The 23,787-nt window shown below is 54.2% G+C and carries 27 protein-coding genes; 7 read left to right on the forward strand and 20 right to left on the reverse strand.

The window, feature by feature from the left end; genetic code table 11:
• Positions 1-451: 451 nt before the first annotated feature.
• From KHU33_RS15860 to KHU33_RS15880, 5 genes are all read right to left on the reverse strand, one after another.
• On the reverse strand, positions 452-1,102 hold the full coding sequence (locus KHU33_RS15860) for a glycoside hydrolase family 19 protein (protein WP_230414309.1): 651 nt from the start codon (positions 1,100-1,102) through the stop codon (positions 452-454).
• A gap of 67 nt (positions 1,103-1,169) precedes the next feature.
• Positions 1,170-1,796, reverse strand: a complete 627-nt coding sequence (locus tag KHU33_RS15865; RefSeq protein WP_211464625.1) for a DUF2589 domain-containing protein — start codon at positions 1,794-1,796, stop codon at positions 1,170-1,172.
• A gap of 302 nt (positions 1,797-2,098) precedes the next feature.
• Complete coding sequence (locus KHU33_RS15870; RefSeq protein WP_211464627.1) at positions 2,099-2,638, reverse strand: hypothetical protein; 540 nt, start codon at positions 2,636-2,638, stop codon at positions 2,099-2,101.
• A 2-nt stretch (positions 2,639-2,640) separates the two neighbouring features.
• Positions 2,641-2,901, reverse strand: a complete 261-nt coding sequence (locus KHU33_RS15875) for a hypothetical protein (protein ID WP_230414310.1) — start codon at positions 2,899-2,901, stop codon at positions 2,641-2,643.
• Positions 2,902-2,925: 24 nt separating this feature from the next.
• The gene (locus tag KHU33_RS15880) at positions 2,926-3,447 is read right to left on the reverse strand and encodes a DUF2589 domain-containing protein (protein WP_211464631.1); all 522 of its coding nucleotides are present in this window, start codon (positions 3,445-3,447) and stop codon (positions 2,926-2,928) included.
• Between the two features lie 251 nt (positions 3,448-3,698).
• Here KHU33_RS15880 and KHU33_RS15885 point away from each other — a divergent pair, with 251 nt between their 5' ends.
• The 5 genes from KHU33_RS15885 (at position 3,699) to KHU33_RS15905 (ending at position 8,999) form a co-directional block, all read left to right on the forward strand.
• Positions 3,699-4,559: a hypothetical protein gene (locus KHU33_RS15885; RefSeq protein WP_211464633.1), complete on the forward strand. Its 861-nt coding sequence runs from the start codon at positions 3,699-3,701 to the stop codon at positions 4,557-4,559.
• A gap of 93 nt (positions 4,560-4,652) precedes the next feature.
• On the forward strand, positions 4,653-5,894 hold the full coding sequence (locus KHU33_RS15890; protein WP_211464635.1) for a TAXI family TRAP transporter solute-binding subunit: 1,242 nt from the start codon (positions 4,653-4,655) through the stop codon (positions 5,892-5,894).
• Positions 5,895-5,945: 51 nt separating this feature from the next.
• Entirely contained in the window at positions 5,946-6,752 is an 807-nt protein-coding gene (locus KHU33_RS15895; RefSeq protein ID WP_211464637.1) for a class I SAM-dependent methyltransferase, read from the forward strand.
• Positions 6,753-6,853: 101 nt separating this feature from the next.
• Positions 6,854-8,371 (forward strand): transporter substrate-binding domain-containing protein, encoded by a 1,518-nt coding sequence (locus KHU33_RS15900; RefSeq protein WP_211464639.1) that lies wholly within the window; start codon positions 6,854-6,856, stop codon positions 8,369-8,371.
• Positions 8,358-8,999: a polar amino acid ABC transporter permease gene (locus tag KHU33_RS15905; protein ID WP_211464641.1), complete on the forward strand. Its 642-nt coding sequence runs from the start codon at positions 8,358-8,360 to the stop codon at positions 8,997-8,999. The genes KHU33_RS15900 and KHU33_RS15905 overlap by 14 nt, the downstream gene beginning before the upstream one ends.
• A 136-nt stretch (positions 9,000-9,135) precedes the next feature.
• Here the strand turns inward: KHU33_RS15905 and KHU33_RS15910 are convergent, their stop codons facing one another.
• Positions 9,136-9,723, reverse strand: a complete 588-nt coding sequence (locus tag KHU33_RS15910) for a hypothetical protein (RefSeq protein WP_211464643.1) — start codon at positions 9,721-9,723, stop codon at positions 9,136-9,138.
• 225 nt (positions 9,724-9,948) lie between these two features.
• Between KHU33_RS15910 and KHU33_RS15915 the strand changes: the two genes are divergently transcribed.
• On the forward strand, positions 9,949-10,251 hold the full coding sequence (locus KHU33_RS15915; protein WP_211464645.1) for a hypothetical protein: 303 nt from the start codon (positions 9,949-9,951) through the stop codon (positions 10,249-10,251).
• Positions 10,248-10,775, forward strand: a complete 528-nt coding sequence (locus KHU33_RS15920) for a winged helix-turn-helix domain-containing protein (protein WP_211464647.1) — start codon at positions 10,248-10,250, stop codon at positions 10,773-10,775. The genes KHU33_RS15915 and KHU33_RS15920 overlap by 4 nt, the downstream gene beginning before the upstream one ends.
• A gap of 334 nt (positions 10,776-11,109) precedes the next feature.
• Here the strand turns inward: KHU33_RS15920 and KHU33_RS15925 are convergent, their stop codons facing one another.
• The 14 genes from KHU33_RS15925 to nac form a co-directional block, all read right to left on the reverse strand.
• Complete coding sequence (locus tag KHU33_RS15925; RefSeq protein ID WP_211464649.1) at positions 11,110-11,958, reverse strand: ABC transporter substrate-binding protein; 849 nt, start codon at positions 11,956-11,958, stop codon at positions 11,110-11,112.
• A 124-nt stretch (positions 11,959-12,082) separates the two neighbouring features.
• Positions 12,083-12,811: an amino acid ABC transporter ATP-binding protein gene (locus KHU33_RS15930; protein WP_211464651.1), complete on the reverse strand. Its 729-nt coding sequence runs from the start codon at positions 12,809-12,811 to the stop codon at positions 12,083-12,085.
• Positions 12,808-13,575: an amino acid ABC transporter permease gene (locus KHU33_RS15935; RefSeq protein ID WP_211464653.1), complete on the reverse strand. Its 768-nt coding sequence runs from the start codon at positions 13,573-13,575 to the stop codon at positions 12,808-12,810. The genes KHU33_RS15930 and KHU33_RS15935 overlap by 4 nt, the downstream gene beginning before the upstream one ends.
• Positions 13,576-13,578: 3 nt before the next feature.
• The gene (locus tag KHU33_RS15940; RefSeq protein ID WP_211464679.1) at positions 13,579-14,280 is read right to left on the reverse strand and encodes an amino acid ABC transporter permease; all 702 of its coding nucleotides are present in this window, start codon (positions 14,278-14,280) and stop codon (positions 13,579-13,581) included.
• A 338-nt stretch (positions 14,281-14,618) separates the two neighbouring features.
• The gene (locus tag KHU33_RS15945) at positions 14,619-15,635 is read right to left on the reverse strand and encodes a 2-hydroxyacid dehydrogenase (RefSeq protein WP_211464655.1); all 1,017 of its coding nucleotides are present in this window, start codon (positions 15,633-15,635) and stop codon (positions 14,619-14,621) included.
• An 89-nt stretch (positions 15,636-15,724) separates the two neighbouring features.
• Entirely contained in the window at positions 15,725-16,471 is a 747-nt protein-coding gene (locus tag KHU33_RS15950; protein ID WP_211464657.1) for an SDR family oxidoreductase, read from the reverse strand.
• A 137-nt stretch (positions 16,472-16,608) separates the two neighbouring features.
• Positions 16,609-17,373: a LamB/YcsF family protein gene (locus KHU33_RS15955; RefSeq protein ID WP_211464659.1), complete on the reverse strand. Its 765-nt coding sequence runs from the start codon at positions 17,371-17,373 to the stop codon at positions 16,609-16,611.
• A 16-nt stretch (positions 17,374-17,389) separates the two neighbouring features.
• Positions 17,390-17,821, reverse strand: a complete 432-nt coding sequence (locus KHU33_RS15960) for an acetyl-CoA carboxylase biotin carboxyl carrier protein (RefSeq protein WP_211464661.1) — start codon at positions 17,819-17,821, stop codon at positions 17,390-17,392.
• A 60-nt stretch (positions 17,822-17,881) separates the two neighbouring features.
• The gene (locus KHU33_RS15965) at positions 17,882-18,883 is read right to left on the reverse strand and encodes a 5-oxoprolinase subunit C family protein (RefSeq protein ID WP_211464663.1); all 1,002 of its coding nucleotides are present in this window, start codon (positions 18,881-18,883) and stop codon (positions 17,882-17,884) included.
• The gene (gene pxpB, locus KHU33_RS15970) at positions 18,880-19,551 is read right to left on the reverse strand and encodes a 5-oxoprolinase subunit PxpB (protein WP_211464665.1); all 672 of its coding nucleotides are present in this window, start codon (positions 19,549-19,551) and stop codon (positions 18,880-18,882) included. Before pxpB ends, KHU33_RS15965 begins: the two co-directional genes overlap by 4 nt.
• Positions 19,548-20,936, reverse strand: coding sequence for an acetyl-CoA carboxylase biotin carboxylase subunit (gene accC, locus KHU33_RS15975; protein ID WP_211464667.1), 1,389 nt, complete (start codon positions 20,934-20,936; stop codon positions 19,548-19,550). Before accC ends, pxpB begins: the two co-directional genes overlap by 4 nt.
• 116 nt (positions 20,937-21,052) lie before the next feature.
• Positions 21,053-21,514, reverse strand: coding sequence for an acetyl-CoA carboxylase biotin carboxyl carrier protein (gene accB, locus KHU33_RS15980; RefSeq protein WP_211464669.1), 462 nt, complete (start codon positions 21,512-21,514; stop codon positions 21,053-21,055).
• Positions 21,515-21,707: 193 nt separating this feature from the next.
• Complete coding sequence (locus KHU33_RS15985; RefSeq protein WP_211464671.1) at positions 21,708-22,382, reverse strand: RraA family protein; 675 nt, start codon at positions 22,380-22,382, stop codon at positions 21,708-21,710.
• Positions 22,383-22,715: 333 nt separating this feature from the next.
• Positions 22,716-23,642, reverse strand: a complete 927-nt coding sequence (gene nac / locus KHU33_RS15990; RefSeq protein ID WP_211464673.1) for a nitrogen assimilation transcriptional regulator NAC — start codon at positions 23,640-23,642, stop codon at positions 22,716-22,718.
• Positions 23,643-23,787 lie beyond the last annotated feature (145 nt).

A 23,787-nucleotide genomic window follows, 5' to 3' on the forward strand; every position in this document is an offset into this window, starting at 1 on the left:
CTCGTGCTTCGCATGTTTCATATTCAAGCACCTCCTTTTTCTCTCACTCAAGAAGCTGGTTCGTCGATCCGCTCTTGGTACGCATTCGGAGTATTCAGCTTTAATCTCGCAAGATCGGTTTTTACACGCTCGAAGCGGGATCGTGCGGCTTTATCTACGACGCTACTGCATCCCGTTGAGCTCTGCCAGAAACGATAGCCAATTTCAGGACGAACACCCCCAATGTTCAATGTCCCTCGAACTCTCAGCGTTCAAAGCAGTGTTATTCCAGAGCTCATGAGCCCGCCGGCCTTAATCCCGGTGCGCCTCACAGGCATCGAGGCAATCAATGGTTTGTTCGAATACCCAGCTGCGCACTGAGCACCGTCGACATTCGCACTGCATCAAGGCGACAGCGATATGTTTTTTCGTCGCTGCCGCCAAGCGTATTGCCACTCCATAAATCCACCGGCTATCCGAGCGCAAGGACTTGCGTCGCCTTGTTCCAATAGTCCAAGCGCGATTGCAAACCTACATCGCCGCCGTTGACGCGTTGGCAGATCTTGATGAAATCATCCCTGGCATTGCCGTTCGGCTTGAGATCGGCAAGCTCATTCAGTCCTGCCGTAGCCCAATACCAGGCTGCTGAACGCGCTGCGCCGGCCGGTTCTTGCAATAATTCCGGTTGCGCCAGCAGATCCAGTTTTAACGCCTTGCCACAGCGTTCATAGTTGTCGCGCCCGGTCAGTTGAATCAAGCCGCGACCGCGATATTTCCAGCCGTCGCCGCTGGCTTCGTCGCCATTTCCAAGCCGATTGGCGTAAACGTTGCTAGCCAGTTTTTCCGGATTGTTGGCATATTGGAGTGCGACGCTGTCGGTCGGAAAACGGCGCGGCCATACCTGGCGCAGCCGTACAGACGAGTAGTTGAGATTCTCCGACAGGACTTTGAGCTGTGCCGACTCGTGCAGGACTTGCGCAAGGAATGCCGCCTGGCGCGGTGTGTTGCTGATTGACCATTCTGTGAGTGCGGCGTTGATGGGATCGAGCCAAAGAGTGACTCGGGAATTGTCAGCTGCGGTGTCCAGCAAGCTGGCAAGCTGTTCTTGGGAGATGGCAGGCATAGTGTCCTCTGAAAGAAAAACAAGCAAATCCGTGCACAGACTCACTTGTTTAAAGTCGCATTAAATTTTATGGGCCGACAGCGACAGCTGGCTTGGTACCATTGGATTTAGGCTGGATCGACGATTGCAGAATATCCAGTACCCGTGCCAGACCTTCCGGCATGCCGTTATCTTCAGCCAAGACTTCGACGTGGTATTTGGCGGAATTGTCGGATGAGCGGGTATTTTCCTTGTGGGTTGCAACCGAACCTTCGACGTGCACCGTAGCGCTGAACATACCCCAGCCGAACTTCATGTCGGCCGACATTTTGGCCGACGCATCGGTGGATTCCTTGGAGGCGAAAGAAGACTTCACTTCCATGTCAAAGGTGATATCCACCTTGGTGATCGACAGCGCCGGCACCTTGACGATCGCCAGCAAAGGCACATCCAGAGAAACGTTTTCTTCAATCGTTTTGGTGGCGTCATTGGGGTCGGCGACCGGACGGGTGAAGGCAAAATGCGCCGTGCGTGTCGCGCCTACGCCATTTGGATCATTCGCAGCAGGCGGCAGAAAGCCGATGTATTTAATGAAGTTGGCAGTAGCGTTCGCCAACTTGATTTGGGCATCGCAAGCGGCAGTCAATGGGCTGCCAATCAGGTCGCCCATCGGCAAGCCCTTGAACTGAGACGCCATATCGATAAGATCAGACATTGTTTACTCCTTTAGAAATGACCCAGACGGGTCTGGAAAAGCCATGCTGCAAAGCCGCAGCCTGGCGCCGAGTCGCGCATGACGCGCTCAGGATAATCTTAATTTTGGCAAACAATGAATTCGTGACATTTCCTGTCGTATCGGCTGGGCGCGTGAAGTGAGAAGGAAAATGGAGAATGGAATTGGTGTTGCAGAAAAGTTGAGCCGGATTTTTAAGCAAAAAAAATGACGGAATCTACCGTCATTAAATGGGCATGCTATCGACCACACGAGCGTTGTCATGCGGCAGCCTGCAGTTGCATTTACTCAGCCTTGCGCGCCCAGAATTTGCGCCACATTTTCTGCGATGAACGCCACCAGGAAGTGTCTGGAATCAGGCTGGAAAATTTGGACTGCTGGTCCTCCGTTAGCAGAAAGATCCAATTTCGACGGCTGCGTTTCGGCCACATCGCTTTACTCGGACCTAGCACCAGATTGGTCCCATCTTTGGCGACCTGAATTTCCAGATGCTTCAGTACGTGGGGATGACGTATTTTCTGCCACCAGTTCGGCGTCTGGAGCATGAGCACCACCTGAGATTCCTTGTCGAATTTCCTGGTCGTCAGGTAACAGGGCAGGCTAAAAATAAAATCCTGCAAGCTATAGCCGTGATTCCTGTGGAATTTATCGTAGGGGATGGTTAGCAGCTCGTATGTCGCCTGATGCGGCAGGCGATACGAAAATACCTGCGTTGCATCTGCGCCTTTCTGTTCAGAGATAGCGGGCAAGTCGCGGTTGACTTGTTCAAATACGCGGGACAGTTCAGCACAAAAATCATCCAGCGTTACGGTGATGGCCGTCATGCTCAGTCCAGATGCAGCGGTTTGCGCGCAAAGCAAAGGTGGTACACGGCATATTGCAGCACTACCTGATGCTCGCCGATGTTATACAAGCCGAAGCATTTTTCTACATTGAGGATAAAGCCGCGCGGCGTCCCGCTTAAACAGCGGTTAACCAGATCCATGGCTTCCTGGACTTCGGCCTCGGTGCGGATGTTTTGCGGGTTGTCGTTGCCAACCACGATGCGTTTGATAAAACGCATTTCAGTTAAACGAAAGCGATCCATACTCACGTTGCACTCCTTTTTTGATTACTCCTGCACCAATCCGGTTGGACCCTGTTCTTTCACCACATCGTTGAGCAGGCGCGCCAGCCCATCCGATTTTTCCGTGGCCTGCAGTTTCAATTTGACGTGCGCTATATTCCTGTCCCGGGAGCCGTTATTTGCGCTGGCAGGGCTGACCATGAGCCCCGCCTTTCTGCTCGCCGGCGCCGCCATGCCGGTCTGGCTCATGATCGATTCGTTGTGGCCGCTGCGGTCCTGCTCTTCAAACGCACCCAGTTCCATGTCCAGATCAATCTCTGCCTCGCCGATGATGAGCGAACTGTGCGGCACCAGCGATAGCAAAGGCAGGCGGTAATGCAACATATCGCCGGGCTTGGCGGTGCTGTGTATCGCCGGCAACTTGAGCTCGATGGTGGTGGGTTGCTTATCATCGGTAAAGAAAGACGCAATGTTTGCTACCTGTGCTTTTTCCACCATGTGCTGTGCATTCATGATGGATCCGGCAATCGCAAGCACCATATCTTCCAGGCTGGTTAAATTGGCCATGACTACTCCAGTTTGTTTGAGGGTTTGTGAATCGGCGACGACTCTGTTCTGCCGGGTTCAGACGCAAGCATACGAATCTGCGCGATCCCTCTTCTAACCATTTCTGACCATTTTCCTGACGCCGCAGAAGCAGCAGATTTGGTCAGGAATGGCGCTGTTTCCCCCCTTTAATCTGTGATTCATGACGTTCTCTCTGCTGTGCAAACGAGCGGCGTCATTGGTTTCTCCATCAACTTAAAAGGGGTATCTCCATGAAGTCAGCGTCAGGAAATCGCACCGTCAGGGTGCTGCAGCAATGCATGTTTGCGGTGTTTTTTTTGCTTGCGAGCCAATCTTCATTTGCGGCAGGAAAAACTTCCGGCCTCATCCACCTTCCGATTGAGGGGCGTCCTCAGATTCCAACGGCAATCAACTGGTCGACAGAGCTGCTCAATGCTGCCAATGCCGCACTGGCTGCAAAAAATCCGTCGGCTGCAGCAGTGCCCAACGGGACGGTCTGGGTTGGAACTAACTTTTCCAGGCATCACGTCATTCCGCAACAGTATTTGCAGGCGCTGGTTGGCCTCAGCCAGGCAGCGGATAGCGACATAGCGGATACAGACGCAAACAAGCTGGCCCTGCAAGGCGCACTTAGAAAAATCCGCTACCCGAGTGCAGCCCCTTTACTGACGGGCATGGTATGGGCGCCGGTCAATCTGTTTGAAGGTCCTGTCGGATTTCTGCGTAGCGATGAACCGGGCAATGATTTTGAACTCAACAAGCCGCGCAGTTTCGACGAAAAGCGCTGGAACGCATTGCGGAACGTGGTGGATGTCATGACAGTCCTGGAATTCAGCAATCAAGGCACCGAATTCACTGTGTCAGCGCAGACTCTGAATGCAAAGGGAGGACTGGCTAAACTGACAGCTGCGGTGGTGGAGCTGGCTAAATATACGCAGGAGAACCCGGTCCCTATTCATCGCTTTGCCAATACCGACTGGGTCGATGGCCGCAGCCTGTCTGCCATCAACCTGCAAGATCTGGTGGGATTTTCCAGCAGTCTGATAGTCACCGATTCGCTGGTGGCCAGCAAGAAGAACGCCTATCGCCTGAAGCTCAAGACCGAGCGTTGATTTCTGCGAACGGTGGCACACAAAAGCGGCGCTCCGGTTTTGTGTGCATTCCCATCTTCTTTTACTTTCTGTATTCCTGCGTGGATTCTATTTATGCAAAAAGATATGTTGCGGCTTGCGCGACTGCTGCTTTGCCTCGGCCTGATTTTCATTGTGCTCTACGCCACGTTCAGCGCCGTTCCTTCGCGTCAGATCAGGATCGCCGCTGGTCCGGAGGACGGCAGTTTTTATGCGATGGCGCTTCAGTATAAAAAGATACTGGAGAAAAAATCCTATCGGGTTGACATTGTCTCTTTTCAAAACACGGATGAAATTTCCGCCGAGGTGGCGGACAGCACGAAACATATTGATATCGGTTTCGTAGCAAACGATCTGCAGGGTAAAAGCCAGGCCAACCTGATATCTCTTGGAGAGATTCAACTGCAACCCATTTTCATTTTCATAAACCGGAAAGTGGAAACAGAAAGGAGCATTCTGTCGCTCGCCGACCTGCGCGGTTTAAGCCTGGTTCTTCCTCCCGAAAAGAGCGTCACCAGCCAAACCTTGCTGAGCATATTCGCGGCATACGGCATTGACCAGCGCAATACGCTTATCAGCTTTCTTCCTTTGAATATCGGGGTCACCCGGCTCGCCCGCGAAGAATTTGATGGCGGCCTGTTTATCCTGGGCGCCGAGAGCGAGTTGATGGCAGAACTGGGAAAGAACAAGAAATTTGTTCTGGTGGAGCTGGCGCAGCAATCGGCCATCGTAAAGAAATTTCCCTTTTTGCAGAAAGTAACTCTGCCGAACGGCATCTTTGATCTGAAAGGGAAAATTCCAGGTGGCGATGTCAAGCTGTTGGCGGCGAATATCTCAGTAGTTGCTCAAAAAAAATTGCCGCCGGCCACAACTTATGCATTGCTGGAGGCGATGCGAGAAGTGCATCGCAACAGTAACTACGTCAGCAATGCAGACGAATTCCCCAAATATCGAGGCATCGCGATCCAGACCAATGATCTGGTCAGCGACTTCTACCGCAACGGCACACCCTGGATTTTTTCCACCTTCCCGATAGCAATCGCCAGCATCCTCGATGCCTACCTGGCGCCGCTTCTGGGGCTCTGGTTCTTGCTCAGCATATACAGGGTTTTTATTCAGTTTGAAAAAATCCGCAGTCTCACCTTGTTTTTTCTGGCCCATCTGCTGATTTTCTGGACGCGATGGCATATCAGGAATGGCCGGCCTTTATCCACACGCGTTCGATTTCTTCTGGAAAAAATCGAATTTGCAATAAAAAGGGAGGAGCGGGGCCTGCCGATGTTGTTGGCGGAAATAAGACATATCAAACAGCTTTAACACGCAGCGAACCCTTGTCGCTTTCCATGTCAATCCACAGGAGACCATGCCATGTCCATAGATGCGGACGATATCAGCAGAACGATGCAAGAAACTTACGATCATTATTTCCTAAGCGATGGATATCGTCGACGCTATCCCGAACCTAATGTCGCAACCATGACGTATTTGCTGGAAAAAGGACTGGCCGAGGTCGACCAAATCCTTGATTTCGGTTGTGGAAATGGTCGATATTCGTTGGCCTTGCTGGAAAAGTCGCAGGCCCATCTAACCGCCTACGATATTTCTGCAGCTTCTTTGGCTGAGTTCGAATCCCGGCTGCGAACCACGTCTCACCGCGAGCGCGTTACTTTTGTGTATGACGATCTGGATGGCCTGAACAAATACGCCTGCTACGATGCAATTCTCATGTTGTTTGGCGTCTTGTCGCACGTGGTCGAACGCAATTTGCGGCTTCAGACTTTGCATAAAATGCGCAGCCTGATTCGAGCCGATGGAAAGCTTATTTTATCTGTTCCTTCAATCTTCCGGCGCAGACCCTGGGAATTGTTCAAATACGGGCTGGCTCGAACTCTGGGTCATGCCCGGCCGCCGCAAGATGAAGCGGGCAATATCTGCTTTACGAGGCACATCCAGGGGCGCAACCTGACGTTCTTCTATCATCTCTACTCGTTGCGTACCTTACGCGAAGAGTTGGCTGAGGCGGGATTTGCGATCAGCGAGTGGCAGCCGGAAAGTGTGTTTCCTGAGTGGCTGGTAACGCAATCCCGTTTGATGCGTTGTATCGACCAGCGCTTGTGCTCCTGGATTCCGGCTGAACTCGGCTATGGCATGCGAGTGCTGGCGAATCCGGTATGAAATCGAGCAGGAGAATCCGGCGATCGGGATGGCAAATAGGCCGCGCTTGCTTACTTGTATTTGTTCTCATGTTCGTTGCCGCCGCGCATGCCGAAAATCGCATGGATTTAATCAAAAAGCGCGGTGTGCTGATCGTGGGAGTCAAGACGGATTACCCGCCTTTTGGCATGTTATCGCCGGATGCAACGCTCCAGGGTTTTGAGCATGACTTGGCAGAAGATCTGGCGCGGGGTCTAGGCGTCGCCCTGCGCAAGGTGGCGGTGACTGGGGCTAACCGCTTGCAGATATTGGATGAAGGCGGAATAGATGTGATGATCGCAACATTAGGTGATACCTACGCACGGCGGCAGATTGCTGATTTGATAGAGCCTAACTACTACTCTTCCGGCGTAACGTTAATGACGCGGCCGGACAGCAAGCTGGACACCTGGGCCGACGTGCGGGGGCAAAAGGTATGCGCCACCCAAGGCAGTTACTTCAATCGTGAAATGGCTACCCGCTATCTGCTGGACTTGCAGATATTTGCAAATGGCCGCGACGCCAAACTGGCGGTGCGCGACGGCCGTTGCGCCGGCTGGCTGTTTGATAACACAGCGATCGCGGGCGATTTATTGTCAGATGAATGGAAATACTACAAAACCAACCTGCGCCCGCAGCTTCTGACGCCGTGGGCCATAGCTATTGCGCGCTCTGAAAAAGGCGGTGCATTGGAGCGCTTCATCGGCGATACCGTGGCGCAATGGCATCGGCGCGGCGTTTTGCTTGAGCTGGAAAAGAAATGGCGCCTGCCGCCTTCCATTTTTTTGACCGAGATGCATACCTTATGGAATGAGAAAGATGAAAAGGGTGCATTCGTTTGCCGGCGTTTGCCGGATGGCCAATGGCCGGTAGTTTGCCGTAACCCCATCTTCATCACATCAACTGAAACCACAGGTTTGCGTCAATTCGGATTGCTGGTCAAAGAAAAAACCGGCGTCAATCTCACCTTCATTTACGACGACTACGAGCGTGATCAATTTATCCGCGCTTTATTCACCACGCTGGCACTCACGGCTTCTTGCGTATTCGGCAGCCTGGTTAGCGGCATGATCTTCGCGTTGACCATAGAGCGGAGGATTCCGCTGCTCAGTCAATTTTTAAAAGGTTTTACTTTAATTGGCAGAATGACCCCGCCTCTGTTGCAGATTTACGTGCTGGCATTTGGAATCGGCAGCTTACTGGCAGCCAACTGGGGGATACAGCTGAACTCCTTCCTGATTGTCGTGCTGTGTCTGTGCTGGTACACCGGATCAGGTATTTTGCACATTCTGGAAAATGCCAGCGACAAAGAACGTTTGCGAGCTCCCGGCTTTCGGTTGAACTTGAGTACTTTACGAGCAATCGCGAATCGTTGTTCGACATCGATATTGGCGTCCCTGGTGAATGTGAGCAAAGCCACCATGATGGCCAGTGCTGTTGCAGTACCTGAACTGTTGTCGGTGTCAACTTCAATTATCGCTGAGCACGGAACGGTGGCAACGATGATGAATACATTGATGCTGTTATTCCTGGTTCTGGTGTTCGTCGTGCTGCGTCTGTTGCAACGGGTAGAGCGGAGGTGGTGCCATGGGATGGATTGAAATCACAAGAAATCTGCTTGAGTGGACTCCCTTTTTGGCAATTGGTTTTATGTGGAATATCCTGATTTCCGTGCTCGCATTGGGTATTGGCGCGGCCTGCGGCGGCCTGCTGGTTCTGTTACGGCTGTCCCGCCATCGGAAGCGGGCTCTTGCAGGAGCAAGCTTGACCGAATTCATGCGCAATGTGCCGACATTTGTATTCCAGTTTTATCTGGTGTTCATGCTGCCGGAATCATTGATATTGCCATTTTCTACTATCAGCCTGTCTTTTCCTTCCTGGCTGAAAGCGGCGTTGGCGCTGGCATTGGCCGTGGCGGGTTTTGTTTCAGATAATTTGCTCAGTGCGATACAGGCATGGCGCAACGAAAGATTTCAGGACGCACTGCTTTTTATCCCGAATTTGTGTAATTTCTTTGTGATTATTATCATGGCGTCCTCCACCGCCTCGGTGATAGGCGTGTCGGAATTAGTCAGCCGCTGCAACACGGTCATCAACGCCAGCGGAACGACACAGATCATGTTATGGGTTTACCTGTATGCGATGATCTGGTTCTTTTTGTTTTGTTATATGGTGACGGCGGCCATAAATAAATTCAGTTCCGGCATGTTGCGCCGCATAAGTATTTAACCGGAATTTTCGCTAAAAGAAGAACAGGCGGGCATCGGATCGGACGATCCGTTTGCCCGCCTGCGATGGATCTCATGCGATGCGTCAGGAGGATGAGGTAGCGGGATTCAGGGCGCCCCGGAAAGGCGCCGGCATTTTAACTGAGTCCTGGCAGATAGTGCGTTAGCTTATCGTAGCCATTGTCTTTCAGTGCCCTGACGGCATCAGCCCCTTTCTTTCCCCATGTCAGGACGTCTCCGTTGGCGTCAACATATACCCAGTGCAACAGGCCGTATCGATAGTTGCTTTGGTTGTCTCTTTTCCCCAGGCCATAAATCGCGTTTTTATACGGTAGCGGCTTATCGAGATTCAAGGCGTTGGTGGTTGCTGTCGTCGCATGAAAATCATAGTTCAAGAAGCCCAGGTCTTTGCACAGCAGGCTGACGGCCGCTGCGGTCATCGCAATTCCCACCTGTTCATCCATTGCATGGTTGCTACGCATCTTATCCGTGACTTCTTTGAGGCTTTTATAGGCAAACACCGGCCCGAAAACCTTTGAAAAGTCCAGTAGTTCTGCTGACCGATCTGCATGATTTCTACAGAAATTATCGATCAGAGGAAACAAAGTGCCATAGGTGTCAGCCGCGAGATTGCCTCCCGGTTTGTGATTCAGGTTGGCAGCCTGAACGGCAGCGACAAAGCCGCACACTCCCCAGTTATTTTGATTCAGTTCTTCGCTTTTCATAATCATTCATTCCTTTTCATGTGGGCGCATATGGCGTTGAGCCATATACTTAAACGGACCACCGCTTAATCAATAGAAGGCGGCCGCACTGAATCTTTTTCGCTTTCGTGCCCAACGTCGGCATGAAAACCTCAAAGATCATGAAAAGAGTAATCTCGGCATTTGCCTGGAAAATGATGATTCCTGACATGGGCAAAGCGCTGATTGGAATACGCAAAGGAGAGAGTGACAGTAGTGGGACAGCTTGCTGGCAGGGCGAATGATTCAGACCAACGATTCACAGAATTGGATGCAAATATGCCCGTTGATCGGACAAACGAGATGCGGGATTTTCAGGCCATCATGGCGATGAATTTACATTCAGGGCGGACCTGCCTGGTGTTACGGATGCAGCCGCAACAGTGTTTCCCATTTGTGGATAATCATGTTCCTAAAAAAAATATAGAAAATGTCATGAATTGTCATGATAACAGTATTTCCATGGACCAACATATGGCTATGAATCTACTTTGTTGGGGCAAAAAATGATGACGTTGCTTCTCCTGAACGATGACACTCGGGATAAAAATGAGATCTGCGATTTTTTCAGCAGCGCCGGTTATCAGATCAATTGGAGCGAAACATCGGCTACCTTTCTGGCCGGACAAAGCCTGAGGGAACAAAATAAATCCATCACCATTCTGCAAATAGATCACACGCATCCATTCCCCCCCGACATAGCCAACCTGACCCAGGGCCTCATGGTGCCTTGGCGCCTGTCCTTGCATCAGCGGACCTTGACTGCACCAAACAACAACAAGATCAAACTTACCAGCCTTGAATTTACATTGATCAAAACCTTCGCCCTGCTGGAAATAGGCGAGGTGGCGTCCAGAAAGAAGATTATTGACGAATTTGGCGAGCACTATTTGAGCTACGATCAAAACCGGCTAGACACCATGATCATGCGCTTACGCAAAAAAATCAGACACGGGCTGGGACTGACACTGCCCTTAAACACAGTGAGGGTGCGCGGATTCAGCTTTGACGATCTACTCATTCTCGATCACTAAGCCTTGTCTGAGATTTAAAAAAATGGCATTTTTTTGGGGTTCTAGTGATTGTTCCACGATATGTTTCAGCGTAGACTTTTTTTGAAATATTTTCTTTTGGAAATACTGTTTTTTTGAAAATCACATTGATGCTTGCAGATGCGCAGCTGGCAAACAGGATGCGTAATCGGAGCTGCGAGGGATGAAACCGCGATTCAGTCGGTCGCCTGCGCCGATCCGGAAGTGACACAGGACTACGAACTGGCGGCAGGCGCCACGAATGGTCCTGCCGTTACCCGCCATTTGGCAGCTCTTTACTGTCCGATCAAATCGAAACTACTACTAATAGGCACAATCAAGGCATCGGCTGGAATTTCAGCTCACTGATCGGGGTAATCTTTTCAGTGCGAGCAAGGCCATATGTGGTTTGTGGTCCCAGCCATTTATCCCAGATCTTTTTGAATTCGCCGCTGTTTTCCAGGCTCATCAGACCCTTGTTCACTGCGCTGGAAAATGCGGATTCCTCTTTGCGCATGCCAGCACCGATGGGCTCAAGCGCCATTGGCTCCTTCAGAATGGCCAGCTCATCCTCCGTTCCCTTGGTCTTTTTCACAAAGTCGATAGCGGTCATCATATTGGTAACAAAACCATTTACCTTATTCTGTTGCAACGCAAGGTATGCTGAGCCAGTGTCCTGGAAGGTGACAGGAACACCGTTCTTGACTGACATGTGAATCGACTGTTCGGAGGTCGATCCTTTGGTCGCACTGATTCTCTTGCCTTCAAAATCGGCGAGCGTCTTGTTCGCGTCGGCCTTTTTCACCAACAACACCTCTTTCGTGACGTAATAGGCGTTGCTGAATTCAATCTGTTCTGCGCGTGTTTTTGTGTAAGCAAGGTTTGCGATAACCAGATCGACCCGGCCCATTTTGACTTCCGGGATCCGTGCCTCAACCGACATCGGCTTCAGCGTTGCCTTGAGTCCCATTTCTTTAGCCAGTGCCGTGCACAGGTCAACATCCATTCCTACCAACGCCCGTGTTTTTGGATCTGGATAGGAGAAAGGCACAACATCGGCATAGACGCCGCAGAGCAATTCCTTTCTTGCGTTGACATCCTGAAGCTGATCAGCCAACGCCATGCTTGCCAGGCCGACGGTACAACCAAGCAGGCAGAAACCGAAAACGATTTTCTTCAATATCATGTTAAAACTCCTCAAATGATCAAACAGGACCCAGCTAAAAGACCTTCATCAAACAGATAGAGACCACAGAAAACACCAACAAGACGGGGGCTGGTGGACTGTTACAGTCCACTAGGTACGATGGTTAATGTGAACGCAAATCAGAAAGAAAACGCTGCGCGCGCGGATGTTGCGGCCGAGCAAAAAACTCCTCTGGCGTGGCTTTCTCCAGAATTGTGCCGGCATCCATAAACCACACCAGATCAGCAACCTCTCTGGCAAATCCCATTTCATGCGTGACACACATCATGGTCATGCCGTCCCGCGCCAGGCTCTTCATGACAGACAGCACTTCACCGACCATTTCAGGGTCGAGCGCACTGGTCGGTTCGTCAAACAACATGACCGGTGGATCCATTGCCAGCGCACGCGCAATGGCAACGCGCTGCTGCTGGCCGCCCGACAATTGCCCCGGATACGCATCGGCCTTATTCGACAAACCAACCCGTTCAAGCAAGCCAAGCGCCTTGGCCTTGGCGTCGCTGCGCTTGAGTCCCGAAACCCGCATCGGCGACAAAATGATATTTTCCAGCACCGACAGATGCGGAAACAAATTGAATTGCTGAAATACAAAACCGATCCGGCTGCGAAAGCGATTCAGATCGATACCGGGCGCATTGACATCCTGACGATCGAATGCGATCTGTCCCTTCTGAATATCTTCGAGCCGGTTGACAGTGCGGATCAAGGTCGACTTGCCCGAACCGGAAGGGCCGCATACCACGACTACCTGACCTTTCTTGACCTCTGCATTGACATCCACCAGCGCGTGATAGCTGCCGTACCATTTATTCACATCGGAAAAAATAATCATGCTTGTTCCTCGGAAGAGCCCGCCATGGAAATCTGCGGCAATTTGTCGATATTGGGGACCGCATTCGCTACGCGTTTTCCACCACGGCGTTTATGTGTGATGCGCCGCTCCAGATAATCGGCAAATTGCGTGAATGAAAAGCAGACGATAAAGTAAGTCAGGGCCAGGATCATGAAAACCGGCAACGGCTTGGTCAGCAGCTGGTTATTCACCTGATTGGCGGCAAACGTCATTTCCGGTACATTGATCACATAGCCAAGCGAGGTCTCTTTGATGGTCGAGACGAATTGGCTGACCATGCTCGGCGTCATGTTATACAAGGCTTGCGGCAGAATGACGTGGCGGATGGTCTTGAAATAACTTAAGCCGAGCGCCCGCGAAGCTTCGATCTGCCCGCGCGGCAACGCCTCGATACCGGCCCGTATCACTTCCGATAGATAAGCGCTCTGATAGATCACCAGTGTGCACAGCATGGTTGTGAAACCGGTAATCGTCCGCCCGATCAGCAAGGGCAGAAAAAAATAAGTCCAGAAAATCACCATGAGCAGCGGAATGCCGCGCACCACGTATACCAGCACGGTGGCGGGCATGCGAAACACCGCCATTGGACTGATCCTCGCCAATGCCAGCAGGATACTCACGGGAAATGCCAAACCCAGTCCTAATAGCGAAAGAATCAGGGTGACCGACAGCCCGCCTAGCGGACCATGCGGATATTGCCCGATCAGGAACAGTTGCCAGTTATCGGCTAAGATCTGAAACATGATTTATCTGCTCCCCGGAATACGATAGTGTCGAGTCAGCAATGCACCTGCTGCCATGATGACGAGCGAGAGCAGCAAATAAAACACGCTGGCTACCATATAAGATTCAAAAGTCCGGAAAGTGTAATTTTCCACTTGGCGCGTGGCATACGTCAGCTCGGCAACGCCGATTGCCATCGCCAGACTGGAGTTTTTGAATAGCAACACGGTGTGATTGACCAGCGGCGGAATCGCGATCCGCATTGCCTGCGGCAGAATGACGTACCACATGCTGCGGATATAACTTAATCCCAGCGCTCGCGATGCTTCGAACTGTCCATGAGGAATCCCCCGCAAGCCGCTTCTGATGTCTTCCGAAATATAGGCCGCCATGCACAAGCCGATCGCGATCACGGAAAACAGAAACTCGCCGTTGTACTGATTGATCCACATTTGCGTTGCTTGCGGCAATAAGGACGGCAGCGCGAAGTACCACATCATGATCTGAACCAGCATGGGTACGTTGCGGTGATAAGCGACAAATGCCGAGACCAAGCCTTTGGCAATGCGATTGTTCGTCATGCGGATGGTCGCAAGCACCACTCCCAGCACGAATGCGAGTATCCAGGAAAACAGCGCCAGCTCGAACGTCAACTCGATGCCCTTGATAAGAATCCCGGCATACTGGCCTTGCAAGATCACCGAGAAATTAATGTGCTGGTTAATGATCCTTCTCCCTCAATTCAACAACGGCTGAAAATGCGATTCCTTTGAATACATCAGTTCACGCAGGAAAGAATACGCGGGATAAAAAATATAAGAAAAGACGCTTTTCATCTGGGACGATAAGTTTCTGAAATGGTGGTGCAAATACACCTTCAGTCTGGAAACAAATCCCCATACAGGTGATCTTTTCCATGGTTCAGGACACAATTCGCACCAATGTAGTGCTCGGATTGCCTGATGAAAAATGGCGTCTTCAGTTAATCAGGCCGAGTGCGTCCGGCGCTCGGCAAGCTTCCGTCAGCGTGCCACCCCGTCAAGCGCGACAGAGGGATGCCGTCTTATGATTTGGATTTCCAGGAAGGCAATGTCAGCACTTCAGGATTGACTGGGGTAAGCGGCTTTCCGGCCTGCTCGCCGCAATCAAGTGCGGCAATCAGATTATTCGCCGCCAACATCCCCATTGCATGGCGGGTATTGATCGAGGCACTGCCGATATGCGGCGTCAGAACCACATTTGATACCGCCAGCAGTTCGGGACTGACCTGCGGTTCGCCCTCGAATACGTCCAGGCCAGCCGCGGCTATCTGCTTATTTTGCAATGCCCGCGCCAAGGCAACGTCGTCCACCACGCCGCCGCGTGCGATGTTGGTCAGAGTTGCGGTGGGCTTCATCTGGGCCAGTTCGGCAGCGCCAACCGCATGATGCGAACTGGGCGAGTAGGGCACGACAATGATCAGGTGATCCGCCTCGCGCAATAGTGTGGCCTTGTCCACATATTGCGCATGGCATTCCGCTTCGACCGCCGGCGCCAGTTGCGAACGGTTGTGATAAATCACGCGCATTCCGAAGCCGAAAGCGCCGCGGCAGGCAATCGCCCGGCCGATCCGGCCCATGCCGAGAATACCCAATGTCGTGCCATGTACGTCGGGGCCGACAAACATGTCGAAACGGCCGGTTATCTTCCAGCCGCCGCATCGTAAAAAATGTTCTGATTCGGTGATGCGTCGGGCTGTTGCCATCATCAGCGCAAAGCCGAAATCGGCAGTCGTCTCGGTCAGTACGTCCGGGGTATTGGTGAGCAGCACGCTGCGCGCAGTGCAAGCCGCGACATCGACATTGTTGTATCCGACACCGATATTGCATATCGCTTTCAGTTGCGGGCAGGCATCGAGCAAGGTGGCGTCGATACGGTCGTTGCCGCAAGTGACGGCGCCGGTCTTGCCTTGCAAGCGTTCGATCAGTTCCGGCTGGGTCCAGATGGTGTCGTCGCCGTTATAGCTGACGTCGAAATATCCGCGCAGACGCTCGACAATATCGGGAAAAGTGGCGCGAGTAACCAATATGGATTGATGCATGGTAAGTCTCCTGCTTATACTTATTTTTAACTGTTAACAATACTGTCGCCGTCGTACTTCACCGGTCTATTTACGCGCATTAGGGCAGATCAGGCCGGTTCCGGCTTAATCGTCGTCAAGCCGCCGCAGACCTGCAAAGTCGGCATGATTTCGATATTGCCGATATTCACCGCAATCGGCGCGGAAATAGCAAAAGCAATGGCGTCGGCAATGTCGGAGGCTTGCGGCAGTTCGAAGCCGTCAATGAATTTGCGCCGGCCCTCCTCGATGTTGCCGCTGACATGGCCAAAGATATCCGTTGCTACGCGGCCCGGGCAGATTTCCGTGACGCGCACGCGTTTGCCGGTGGCATCAACGCGTAACTGACGAGACAAAGCATGTACCCCTGCCTTGGTCGCGTGATAGATGGAGTTGCCATTGAAGTTATAGATTGCAGCAATCGAAGTGATATTGACGATATGCCCGCGGTCACGCTCGACCATGCCAGGCATGGTCAGACGCACCAGATGCAGCACGGCTTGCAGATTCACTTCCACTTGCGAATCGACGTCGTTGACGCTTGCGTTGAGAATCGAACCCGGAGTAGAAATGCCCGCGTTATTGACCAGGATATCGAACTGAACTTCCTGCGTGAGTTTGGTGATGGCATCGAGATCACGCACATCAAGCACATGCGGAATGCAACCGGTACGCTCGGCCAGTTCCTTGAGCGGACCGGCGCTGCGGGCCAGTGCGTGCACTTCCAGTCCTTCACGGCAAAAGCGCTCCACGATCGCCGCACCCATGCCTGTCGAAGCACCGGTTACCAACGCGGTTTTATAGTCTGAAAATGGCATAAATTTCCTCTTACGTGAATGTCGGTTACTGGCTCGTGGGGCTAGCAGCTATATGGACCAATATATATGGCGCCAGAAAATGCCGCCAAGACGGATTGGGTTTGGAGGGATAAGGTGTGCTTATGGCTAAGCCATTTTCAGACCAGCCGCGACAGCGGCACGATGCGGCCATTCACCGCCTGAATCGCGCCGCGGATAGTCCGCGCCAGTTCAACCGCGCCGGGCGTATCGCCGTGCAGCAGTATCGAATGCACCTTGATGTTGAGTTTTTTTCCCGTGATGGTCGTGACATTGCCGTCTTCGAGAAGTTGTTTCACGCGTTGCAATACGGCGTCGCGGTCCTTGATGACCGAACCGGCGATCTTGCGTGAAACCAACGCACCCTCGTCGTCGTACGCACGGTCGGCAAGGAAGGTATTGGCGAATCTGACGCCGATCTTTTCGGCGGCACGTTCGATTTGCGTATTCGTGGAGACGCCGATGATGAGCGTGGGGTCGAACTCGGCGACGGCGCGCACCAGCGGCTCCGCGAGCTGGTAATCGGCGGCCGCCATATTCCCGAGTGCGCCATGAAAGCTCATATGCGTAACGCGGTGGCCTGCGGCCTTGGCAATGCCGGCCAGCGCGCCGAGCTGGTACAGCACATATTTGCTGACTTCGGAGGGATCTATCTGCATTTGACGGCGGCCAAATCCCATCAGATCGGGAAATCCCACGTGCGCGCCGACTTCGATCCCGCGCGCCAGGGCAAGACGGACAGTCCGGTCCATGATGACCGGATCACCGGCATGGTAACCGCAGGCGACATTAGCGGAGGAAATGATTTCCAAGAGCGCTTCATCTTCACCCATCCGGTAAGGGCCGAAGCCTTCGCCCAGGTCTGCATTCAAATCGATATCCATAGCATCACTCCTCAATTTAGTCTTGCCCGGCCGCCAGGATTTCGATCAAGCGTGTTCCATAATCGACTGCCGTTTCGTGTTCCATCAGGATCCCGGTTACAACGCCGTCGAGCGGCGCGCTGACCGGCGCGTATATCTGGCCAATCTTGAGCAGGCCGAGAACATTGCCTTTTTTTACCTCGTCTCCGACCTTTGTAAACGGTAAGGAGCGCAGCGGATGCGTGGTAAGGAAGATACCGACGGATGCGGCAACGGCCGCCGTGCGGCCACTGCCGGCGTGCGACGGGCTGACCGGGCTTTCCTCGACCGGCGCAACAGCCTGTTCCAGGGTACGGCCATTGCTCGCCAGCGTCAGGCGCACCGTCTGGCCTGCGTTGGTGAACTCGAAATAGTTGATGTCCGATGCCTCAAGCCACGCTGTGATCTGCCGCAATTTCTCAATTTTCATCTGCTCGTTTCTCCGCGCATTTCCTGACGCTTTTTTTGGCGCATTTTCTGGTTTAGCTGCTCACCGGCTCAAGTTGCGATACAAACCGGCCAGATTGCGGACCCGGCCCAGATAATGGTCTATCGAGCCAAGCGCCGCCACCGCATCCTCGTACGTCGTTTTGACGAACCTGAGCTTCTCGCCGATTCTGGCCTGGCCCAGACGCCACAAATCCGCCTCGATCACGGTGCCGATCTTGGGGTAGCCGCCGGACGGCTGGGCATCGCGCAACTGGATGATCGGCTGTCCGCTATGCGGAACCTGGATAACGCCCGGCACAATGCCATGCGAACGCTTCTCGATAGCTCCTGTCGGCGAAATCGTCGGCCCTTCCAGCCGGTAACCATAGCGATTGCTTTGGGGCGTAATTTTCCAGTCGGCGCTCCAAAACGCGCGCACGGAATCGTCCGTGTAACGATCGTATTCTCCGGCCGGCAGTACGCGTACCGCTATCACTTTCTCCTCCAATGCATGGTCGGTTAGCGGCAGCGCAAAGTCCGGAGGTTCTGCGCCGAACCCACACGGCGGTATTGCGGTGGCGGCAGCGTCCGATGCTGCCGCTCCGATGGCGCGAATGACATCTCCTTTTTCCAGCGGCCGTCCCTGAAATCCGCCGAATTGTCCGCGCAACTGCGTGCTGCGAGATCCGAGTACAACCGGAACATCCACGCCGCCGGTCAGCGTCAGATAAGCTCTCGCGCCGCTGGCGGGAACGCGCAAGGATAGTACCTGTCGCTTGCGCGCCTGCATGGCCCACCACGGTGGGATGGGCATATCGTCAAGCTGCGCCGAGCAATCCGCACCGGTCAGGGCGAAGGCAATATCTTCCAGAAAGCGCACTTTGAACGGCAGAATGGGAATTTCAATTCCTGCGGCATTTTCGTCATTGCCAAGGAGAATATTGCCCACTGCCAGCGCAATGCGATCCATCGCGCCGGATGTGCCGACGCCGAAGCGCAAATAGCCGTCGCGTCCCATATCCTGAACCGTGCTCAGGGCCGAAGAAGAAAGAAGCTCGATCATTTGACTACCCTCTCAACGCGGAAGCGGATCATATCCCCGGGCGCCAATACAGCAGGCTTTTCGCGAAAGGGGTCGAAGAACGACATGGAAGTGCCGCCGATGGTATTCCATCCGCTCGGGCCGCAGGAGGCGGAAACGCCGGTTTGCACGCCGCCGATCGACACCGAGCCGCCCGGCAAACTCAAGACCGGCACCTTTCTGCGCGGAACCGCAATGCGCGGGTCCATGCCGCCCAGATAGCAATAGCCGGGGTGGCTGCCGAGTGCGTAGACCGTATATAACGGCGCGCTATGTATCTGCACGACGTCGTCTGCTGAAAGGCCGGTGTGGGCAACCACGTCACCCAGGTGCGGGCCCAGAGCACCGCCATAGACGACCGGCAACTCGATCAGATTGCCTTCGATTGTCAATTCCTGCGCCGCATCCCAGGCTTCTCGCACTGCCGCTTCGAGCGATGCGATGTCCGCCGGCGGCGTAGCGAAAATGAGCATCAGATTGCTCATGCCGGGTACGGCCTCTTTAATGCCGGGCCAGGTTTCAACCTGACGTGCCAGCGACCAGATACGGCGCTGATTAGGCAGATCAAGAACGCCCGGCGCCTCGAACAGCATCGCGGTCGTGCCGAGCAGGCTGATCTTAAGCGGCTCGTTCAAACTGTCGGTTGTCATCCTGGTAAGTTCCCATCAGAATCGGGTTGTTTCTGCGTCGCTTTGCGCTGGGTCAGCCATCTTTCAAGATGGTGAATATCGACACCGCCGCGACAGAACGGCTGGTCCAGCAGTATTTCGCGATGCAGAGCAATATTGGTGCTGATGCCGTCGACTCGCATTTCCGACAGGGCGACCCGCATGCGCGCCAGCGCCTCGTCGCGCGTGGCCCCATGTGCGATGACTTTGGCGATCAGCGAATCGTAATAGGGCGGCACCGCGTATCCGGCCGTGACATGTGTATCCACGCGCACGCCATTGCCTCCCGGCAGGTCCCATCTTGCAATCTTGCCTGGCGAGGGCAGGAAGGTATAAGGATCCTCGGCATTGATGCGGCATTCGATTGCATGCCCGGCTGCCGCGATATCGGCCTGTGCGATGCGCAAAGGCTCGCCGCGCGCGATGCGAATCTGCTCCTGCACGATGTCGACGCCGGATGTCAGTTCCGTGATCGGATGCTCGACCTGCAAGCGGGTGTTCATCTCGATGAAGTAGAAACTGCCATCCTCATACAGGAACTCAAAGGTTCCCGCACCGCGATAGTTGATTTGTTTGCAGGCCGCGACGCAGCGCTCGCCGACTTCTCGAATCAGCGCCTCCGGAATGCCGGGCGCAGGCGCTTCTTCCAGCACTTTCTGGTGGCGGCGTTGCATCGAGCAGTCGCGCGCTCCCAGCCACAGCGCGTTGCCGTGGGTATCGCATAGAACCTGGATCTCGACATGACGCGGGTGCTCAAGGAATTTCTCGATGTACAGCTCGGGTTTGCCGAAGGCGCGGCGCGCTTCTTCACGCGTGACAGAGATCGCGTCCAGCAGTTCCGGCTCGGTTTTGACAACGCGCATGCCGCGACCGCCGCCGCCGCCGGCGGCCTTGACGATGACCGGATAGCCGACGCTGCGGCCGATTTCCAGAATCTCCGCGGCATCTTCGGGCAGGCCGCCGTCGGGACCGGGCACACACGGCACGCCGGCTTCACGCATCGCACGCTTGGCGGCAACCTTGTCACCCATCGTACGGATGGATGCGGATGTCGGGCCGATGAAAGTCAGCCCGGCCGCTTCGACAGATTCGGCAAACTCGGCGTTTTCAGATAAGAAACCGTAGCCCGGATGAATGGCTTGCGCGCCGCTCATTTCTGCCGCAAGAAGTATCGCCGAGCGATTCAGATAGCTGAGCCCCGGTTGCGCAGGGCCTACGCACAGAGCCTGATCCGCCAATTCGACGTATCTGGCTTGCCGGTCCGCTTCTGAATGAATGGCGACCGTTTTGATTCCCAACTGGCGGCAAGCGCGCTGGATTCTCAGCGCGATCTCGCCGCGATTGGCGATGAGTACCTTGTCAAACATGACATTTTCCGAAAAAGGTAAAAGCCGCACGCGCTGCGACGGTGACAATGGCTGCGGCGGCGGCATCGGGATTAAGGTGTTGGCGCAGGTGTTGGCACATGAGACAGTCGATGCCGTCATTCGATTCGGAACAATGCTTGTCCAACTTCCACTTCCTTTCCTGCCTCCGCAAGGATGGCGGAAATTTTTCCTGCACACTCGGCTTCAATCGTATTAAACATTTTCATGGCTTCGATCACGCACAGCACTTGCCCCTCCCGCACGTCGTCGCCAACCTTGACGAAGGTCGGCTCACCGGGCGACGGCGTCAGATGCAGCACGCCATGCATGGGTGCTTTCTGAAGATGGAGCGAAGGTGCGGGCGCCGGTGTTTGCGGCAATAGCGGTTCCGGCGTAGATACTGGTGCTATCGGAGCGTCGAGATAGCGCGCTTCAGACGCCGCGATGAAGCCTGGCTCGCGCCGTCCTGCCCCCCTTTTTTCCAGCCGTATCCGTTCCTCATTTTCGATAAGCTCCAGTTCGGATAGGCGGGTATTCGATACCAGATCGATGAGAGACTTGATTTTTTTTAGATCCATCTAATGGCCTAAGCCTTATCAACGTTATTCACGGCCGACCAATCATGTTGTTGCCGGCAGAGTAAGCATCCGTCTGACTTTTGGGGGATATTCTTGAACATATCGCCAATATATATGCGACCGAAAATTCCCGCCAAGAGGGATTGGCTTTGGTGGGATAAGGCAGCCTTATGGTTCTATCGTGGTTGGATGCTCAGTTGGCGCAGCGCGCTTCCAGCGCATCGATGAAAGCGCGGTTCCAGCGTCCTTCCTTCATCGCGCGGATGGTTTCCGCTTCCGTGGCCAGGACGGCGCGAGCCTTTTCGATCAATTCCCCGACGCCGTCCTGCGGGATGGCCAGTAGGCCGTCCTGATCACCGACGATGATGTCGCCGGGGTTGACCACCATGCCGCCGACGCACACCGGCACGTTGATTTCACCGGGACCGTCCTTGTACGGGCCGCGGTGGGTGACGCCGCGGGCGTACACCGGAAAATCTCTCGCGCGAATCTCTGCCACGTCGCGGATCGCACCATCGATCACCACGCCGGCGAGCCCTATGCTGGCGGTATAGAACGACAGAATACCGCCGACCACCGCATTATTGAGGTCACCGCCGGCATCGATCACCAGCACGTCGCCCGGACGGCAGAACTCAAGGGCGCGCAGAAACGTCAGGTTGTCGCCGCCGCGCGAGCGCGCCGTGACAGCCGTGCCGGCCATCGTCTGCGTGCCAGCGCGTTGGTAGGGCTGCAGCCCCACGCTGCCAATGTTGCGATGCATGTTGTCGCTGAGTGCGGACACAGGGATGTCGCGCAGTGCGGCAAGGATCTGCGGGTCGGCCTGAGCAGCCGAGGGGTTCTTGCGGAGGGCTTTGTACGCGGTCATGGTTATCCTTGGGTGGGTGTTGTCGCGGGGGCGCTTCAGCGCAGCGCCGTGGCCGCACGGTTGATGCGGGCGCAGCCTTCTATTGGCGCTGCCGGCAGCCGAACTGCCGGGTGCCGGCGTAGTGCGCCGGATGCGGGCGGCAATGCAATGGGTTCACGGCGTTCCTTGCTGCGGCGTTGGGAGAGGCTTAATAGTATGACCGCGAGGCAGCTAAGGCCAAGACGAGTTCGCTCTGCCACAATAGGCAACCCTTATGGATAGGGGGCGCCGGCCTAGGGCTGGCCGGCGCATGCTTCCCGGCCTTGTCGACCGTGCAGGTGCGCAAACAGGTTCTTACAACTCGGCGGCAGTGGGCAAGCCGATGTTGCGCGCCAGATCGCCAACCAGTTCAAGCAGGATATCCCTGACCGCCCTGGCTGGATCGGACATTGGCAAATGGTCTGAAACACACAGTGAAAGCGGCATTTCGATGACCGGATCGACAATCCGGTATAGCCGGGCGCCGCTCGGCCCGGCGATCACGCGCGCCGCCGAATCCGGCAAAATGGTCGCGCCGAGACTGGCGGCCAGCGCAGCCGTAAGCGTAGCGGCAGATTCGATCTCGGCCACCACCCGTGGTTTCATTTGCGCGTGCGTGAACGCTTCATTGACATATTTGCGCACGTAGTTGTACGGACGCGGCAATAACAACTCCACATCGTGCAATTCCGCCAAGGCGATTTCCCCTTCCGGCAGATACATGTTGGATGGAGCAACCAAAAACAGTTCTTCTTTAATCAGCAACTGATAAGAGAGGCCATGAAACGATTTCTCGCCGTACAACACCGCCATATCCATGCGACCGTTCATGATCAGTTCGCTCAGCATGGAGCCAAAGTTTTCATTGATGTACAACAGGATATCGGGATGCCGCGCTCTTACCGTCTGCAGCAAGGGCAAGGATAGCGTCGACGCTGCCGTACCCGGCGCCAGTCCGACCGAGACTTCTCCGCAAAGCGTCTGGCTGGAATGTTTGACATCGTTTTGCGCCTGCTCTATCTGGCGCAAAATAATCTGCGCATGGCGGTAGAGCGTGATCCCCGCCTCGGTTGGCGTTACCCCGCGCTTGGTCCGCACCAGAAGTTGTTGCCGAAACTCGCCCTCCAGCACCGCCAATTGCTGACTGAGAGCCGGTTGAGCGATATGGAGTATCTCGGCGGCCTGCGTCAGGCTACCGATATCCACAATTTTCACAAAATACTTAAGTCGCCGCAAATTCATGACTGCCTGTCTCCTCCGTATACGTTCACGCAAGAATCGCGCCATTGCCGTAATACGATTTATATTTATATTTTATTTGCACCGCTATTTTAGGGCCTGTTAACAATTAATTTGGGAGATGCGTTCAAACCAAAACGTGTGGTGG

This window comes from Collimonas silvisoli (assembly GCF_018305005.1).
Lineage (GTDB): Bacteria > Pseudomonadota > Gammaproteobacteria > Burkholderiales > Burkholderiaceae_D > Collimonas > Collimonas silvisoli.

Coding starts and splice junctions, on each gene's coding strand:
- KHU33_RS15860 (WP_230414309.1), bottom strand. CDS start 1,102: ATGCCTGCCATCTCCCAAGAACAGCTTGCCAGCTTGCTGGACACCGCA.
- KHU33_RS15865 (WP_211464625.1), bottom strand. CDS start 1,796: ATGTCTGATCTTATCGATATGGCGTCTCAGTTCAAGGGCTTGCCGATG.
- KHU33_RS15870 (WP_211464627.1), bottom strand. CDS start 2,638: ATGACGGCCATCACCGTAACGCTGGATGATTTTTGTGCTGAACTGTCC.
- KHU33_RS15875 (WP_230414310.1), bottom strand. CDS start 2,901: ATGGATCGCTTTCGTTTAACTGAAATGCGTTTTATCAAACGCATCGTG.
- KHU33_RS15880 (WP_211464631.1), bottom strand. CDS start 3,447: ATGGCCAATTTAACCAGCCTGGAAGATATGGTGCTTGCGATTGCCGGA.
- KHU33_RS15885 (WP_211464633.1), top strand. CDS start 3,699: ATGAAGTCAGCGTCAGGAAATCGCACCGTCAGGGTGCTGCAGCAATGC.
- KHU33_RS15890 (WP_211464635.1), top strand. CDS start 4,653: ATGCAAAAAGATATGTTGCGGCTTGCGCGACTGCTGCTTTGCCTCGGC.
- KHU33_RS15895 (WP_211464637.1), top strand. CDS start 5,946: ATGTCCATAGATGCGGACGATATCAGCAGAACGATGCAAGAAACTTAC.
- KHU33_RS15900 (WP_211464639.1), top strand. CDS start 6,854: ATGGATTTAATCAAAAAGCGCGGTGTGCTGATCGTGGGAGTCAAGACG.
- KHU33_RS15905 (WP_211464641.1), top strand. CDS start 8,358: ATGGGATGGATTGAAATCACAAGAAATCTGCTTGAGTGGACTCCCTTT.
- KHU33_RS15910 (WP_211464643.1), bottom strand. CDS start 9,723: ATGAAAAGCGAAGAACTGAATCAAAATAACTGGGGAGTGTGCGGCTTT.
- KHU33_RS15920 (WP_211464647.1), top strand. CDS start 10,248: ATGATGACGTTGCTTCTCCTGAACGATGACACTCGGGATAAAAATGAG.
- KHU33_RS15925 (WP_211464649.1), bottom strand. CDS start 11,958: ATGATATTGAAGAAAATCGTTTTCGGTTTCTGCCTGCTTGGTTGTACC.
- KHU33_RS15930 (WP_211464651.1), bottom strand. CDS start 12,811: ATGATTATTTTTTCCGATGTGAATAAATGGTACGGCAGCTATCACGCG.
- KHU33_RS15935 (WP_211464653.1), bottom strand. CDS start 13,575: ATGTTTCAGATCTTAGCCGATAACTGGCAACTGTTCCTGATCGGGCAA.
- KHU33_RS15945 (WP_211464655.1), bottom strand. CDS start 15,635: ATGCATCAATCCATATTGGTTACTCGCGCCACTTTTCCCGATATTGTC.
- KHU33_RS15950 (WP_211464657.1), bottom strand. CDS start 16,471: ATGCCATTTTCAGACTATAAAACCGCGTTGGTAACCGGTGCTTCGACA.
- KHU33_RS15955 (WP_211464659.1), bottom strand. CDS start 17,373: ATGGATATCGATTTGAATGCAGACCTGGGCGAAGGCTTCGGCCCTTAC.
- KHU33_RS15960 (WP_211464661.1), bottom strand. CDS start 17,821: ATGAAAATTGAGAAATTGCGGCAGATCACAGCGTGGCTTGAGGCATCG.
- KHU33_RS15965 (WP_211464663.1), bottom strand. CDS start 18,883: ATGATCGAGCTTCTTTCTTCTTCGGCCCTGAGCACGGTTCAGGATATG.
- pxpB (WP_211464665.1), bottom strand. CDS start 19,551: ATGACAACCGACAGTTTGAACGAGCCGCTTAAGATCAGCCTGCTCGGC.
- accC (WP_211464667.1), bottom strand. CDS start 20,936: ATGTTTGACAAGGTACTCATCGCCAATCGCGGCGAGATCGCGCTGAGA.
- accB (WP_211464669.1), bottom strand. CDS start 21,514: ATGGATCTAAAAAAAATCAAGTCTCTCATCGATCTGGTATCGAATACC.
- KHU33_RS15985 (WP_211464671.1), bottom strand. CDS start 22,382: ATGACCGCGTACAAAGCCCTCCGCAAGAACCCCTCGGCTGCTCAGGCC.
- nac (WP_211464673.1), bottom strand. CDS start 23,642: ATGAATTTGCGGCGACTTAAGTATTTTGTGAAAATTGTGGATATCGGT.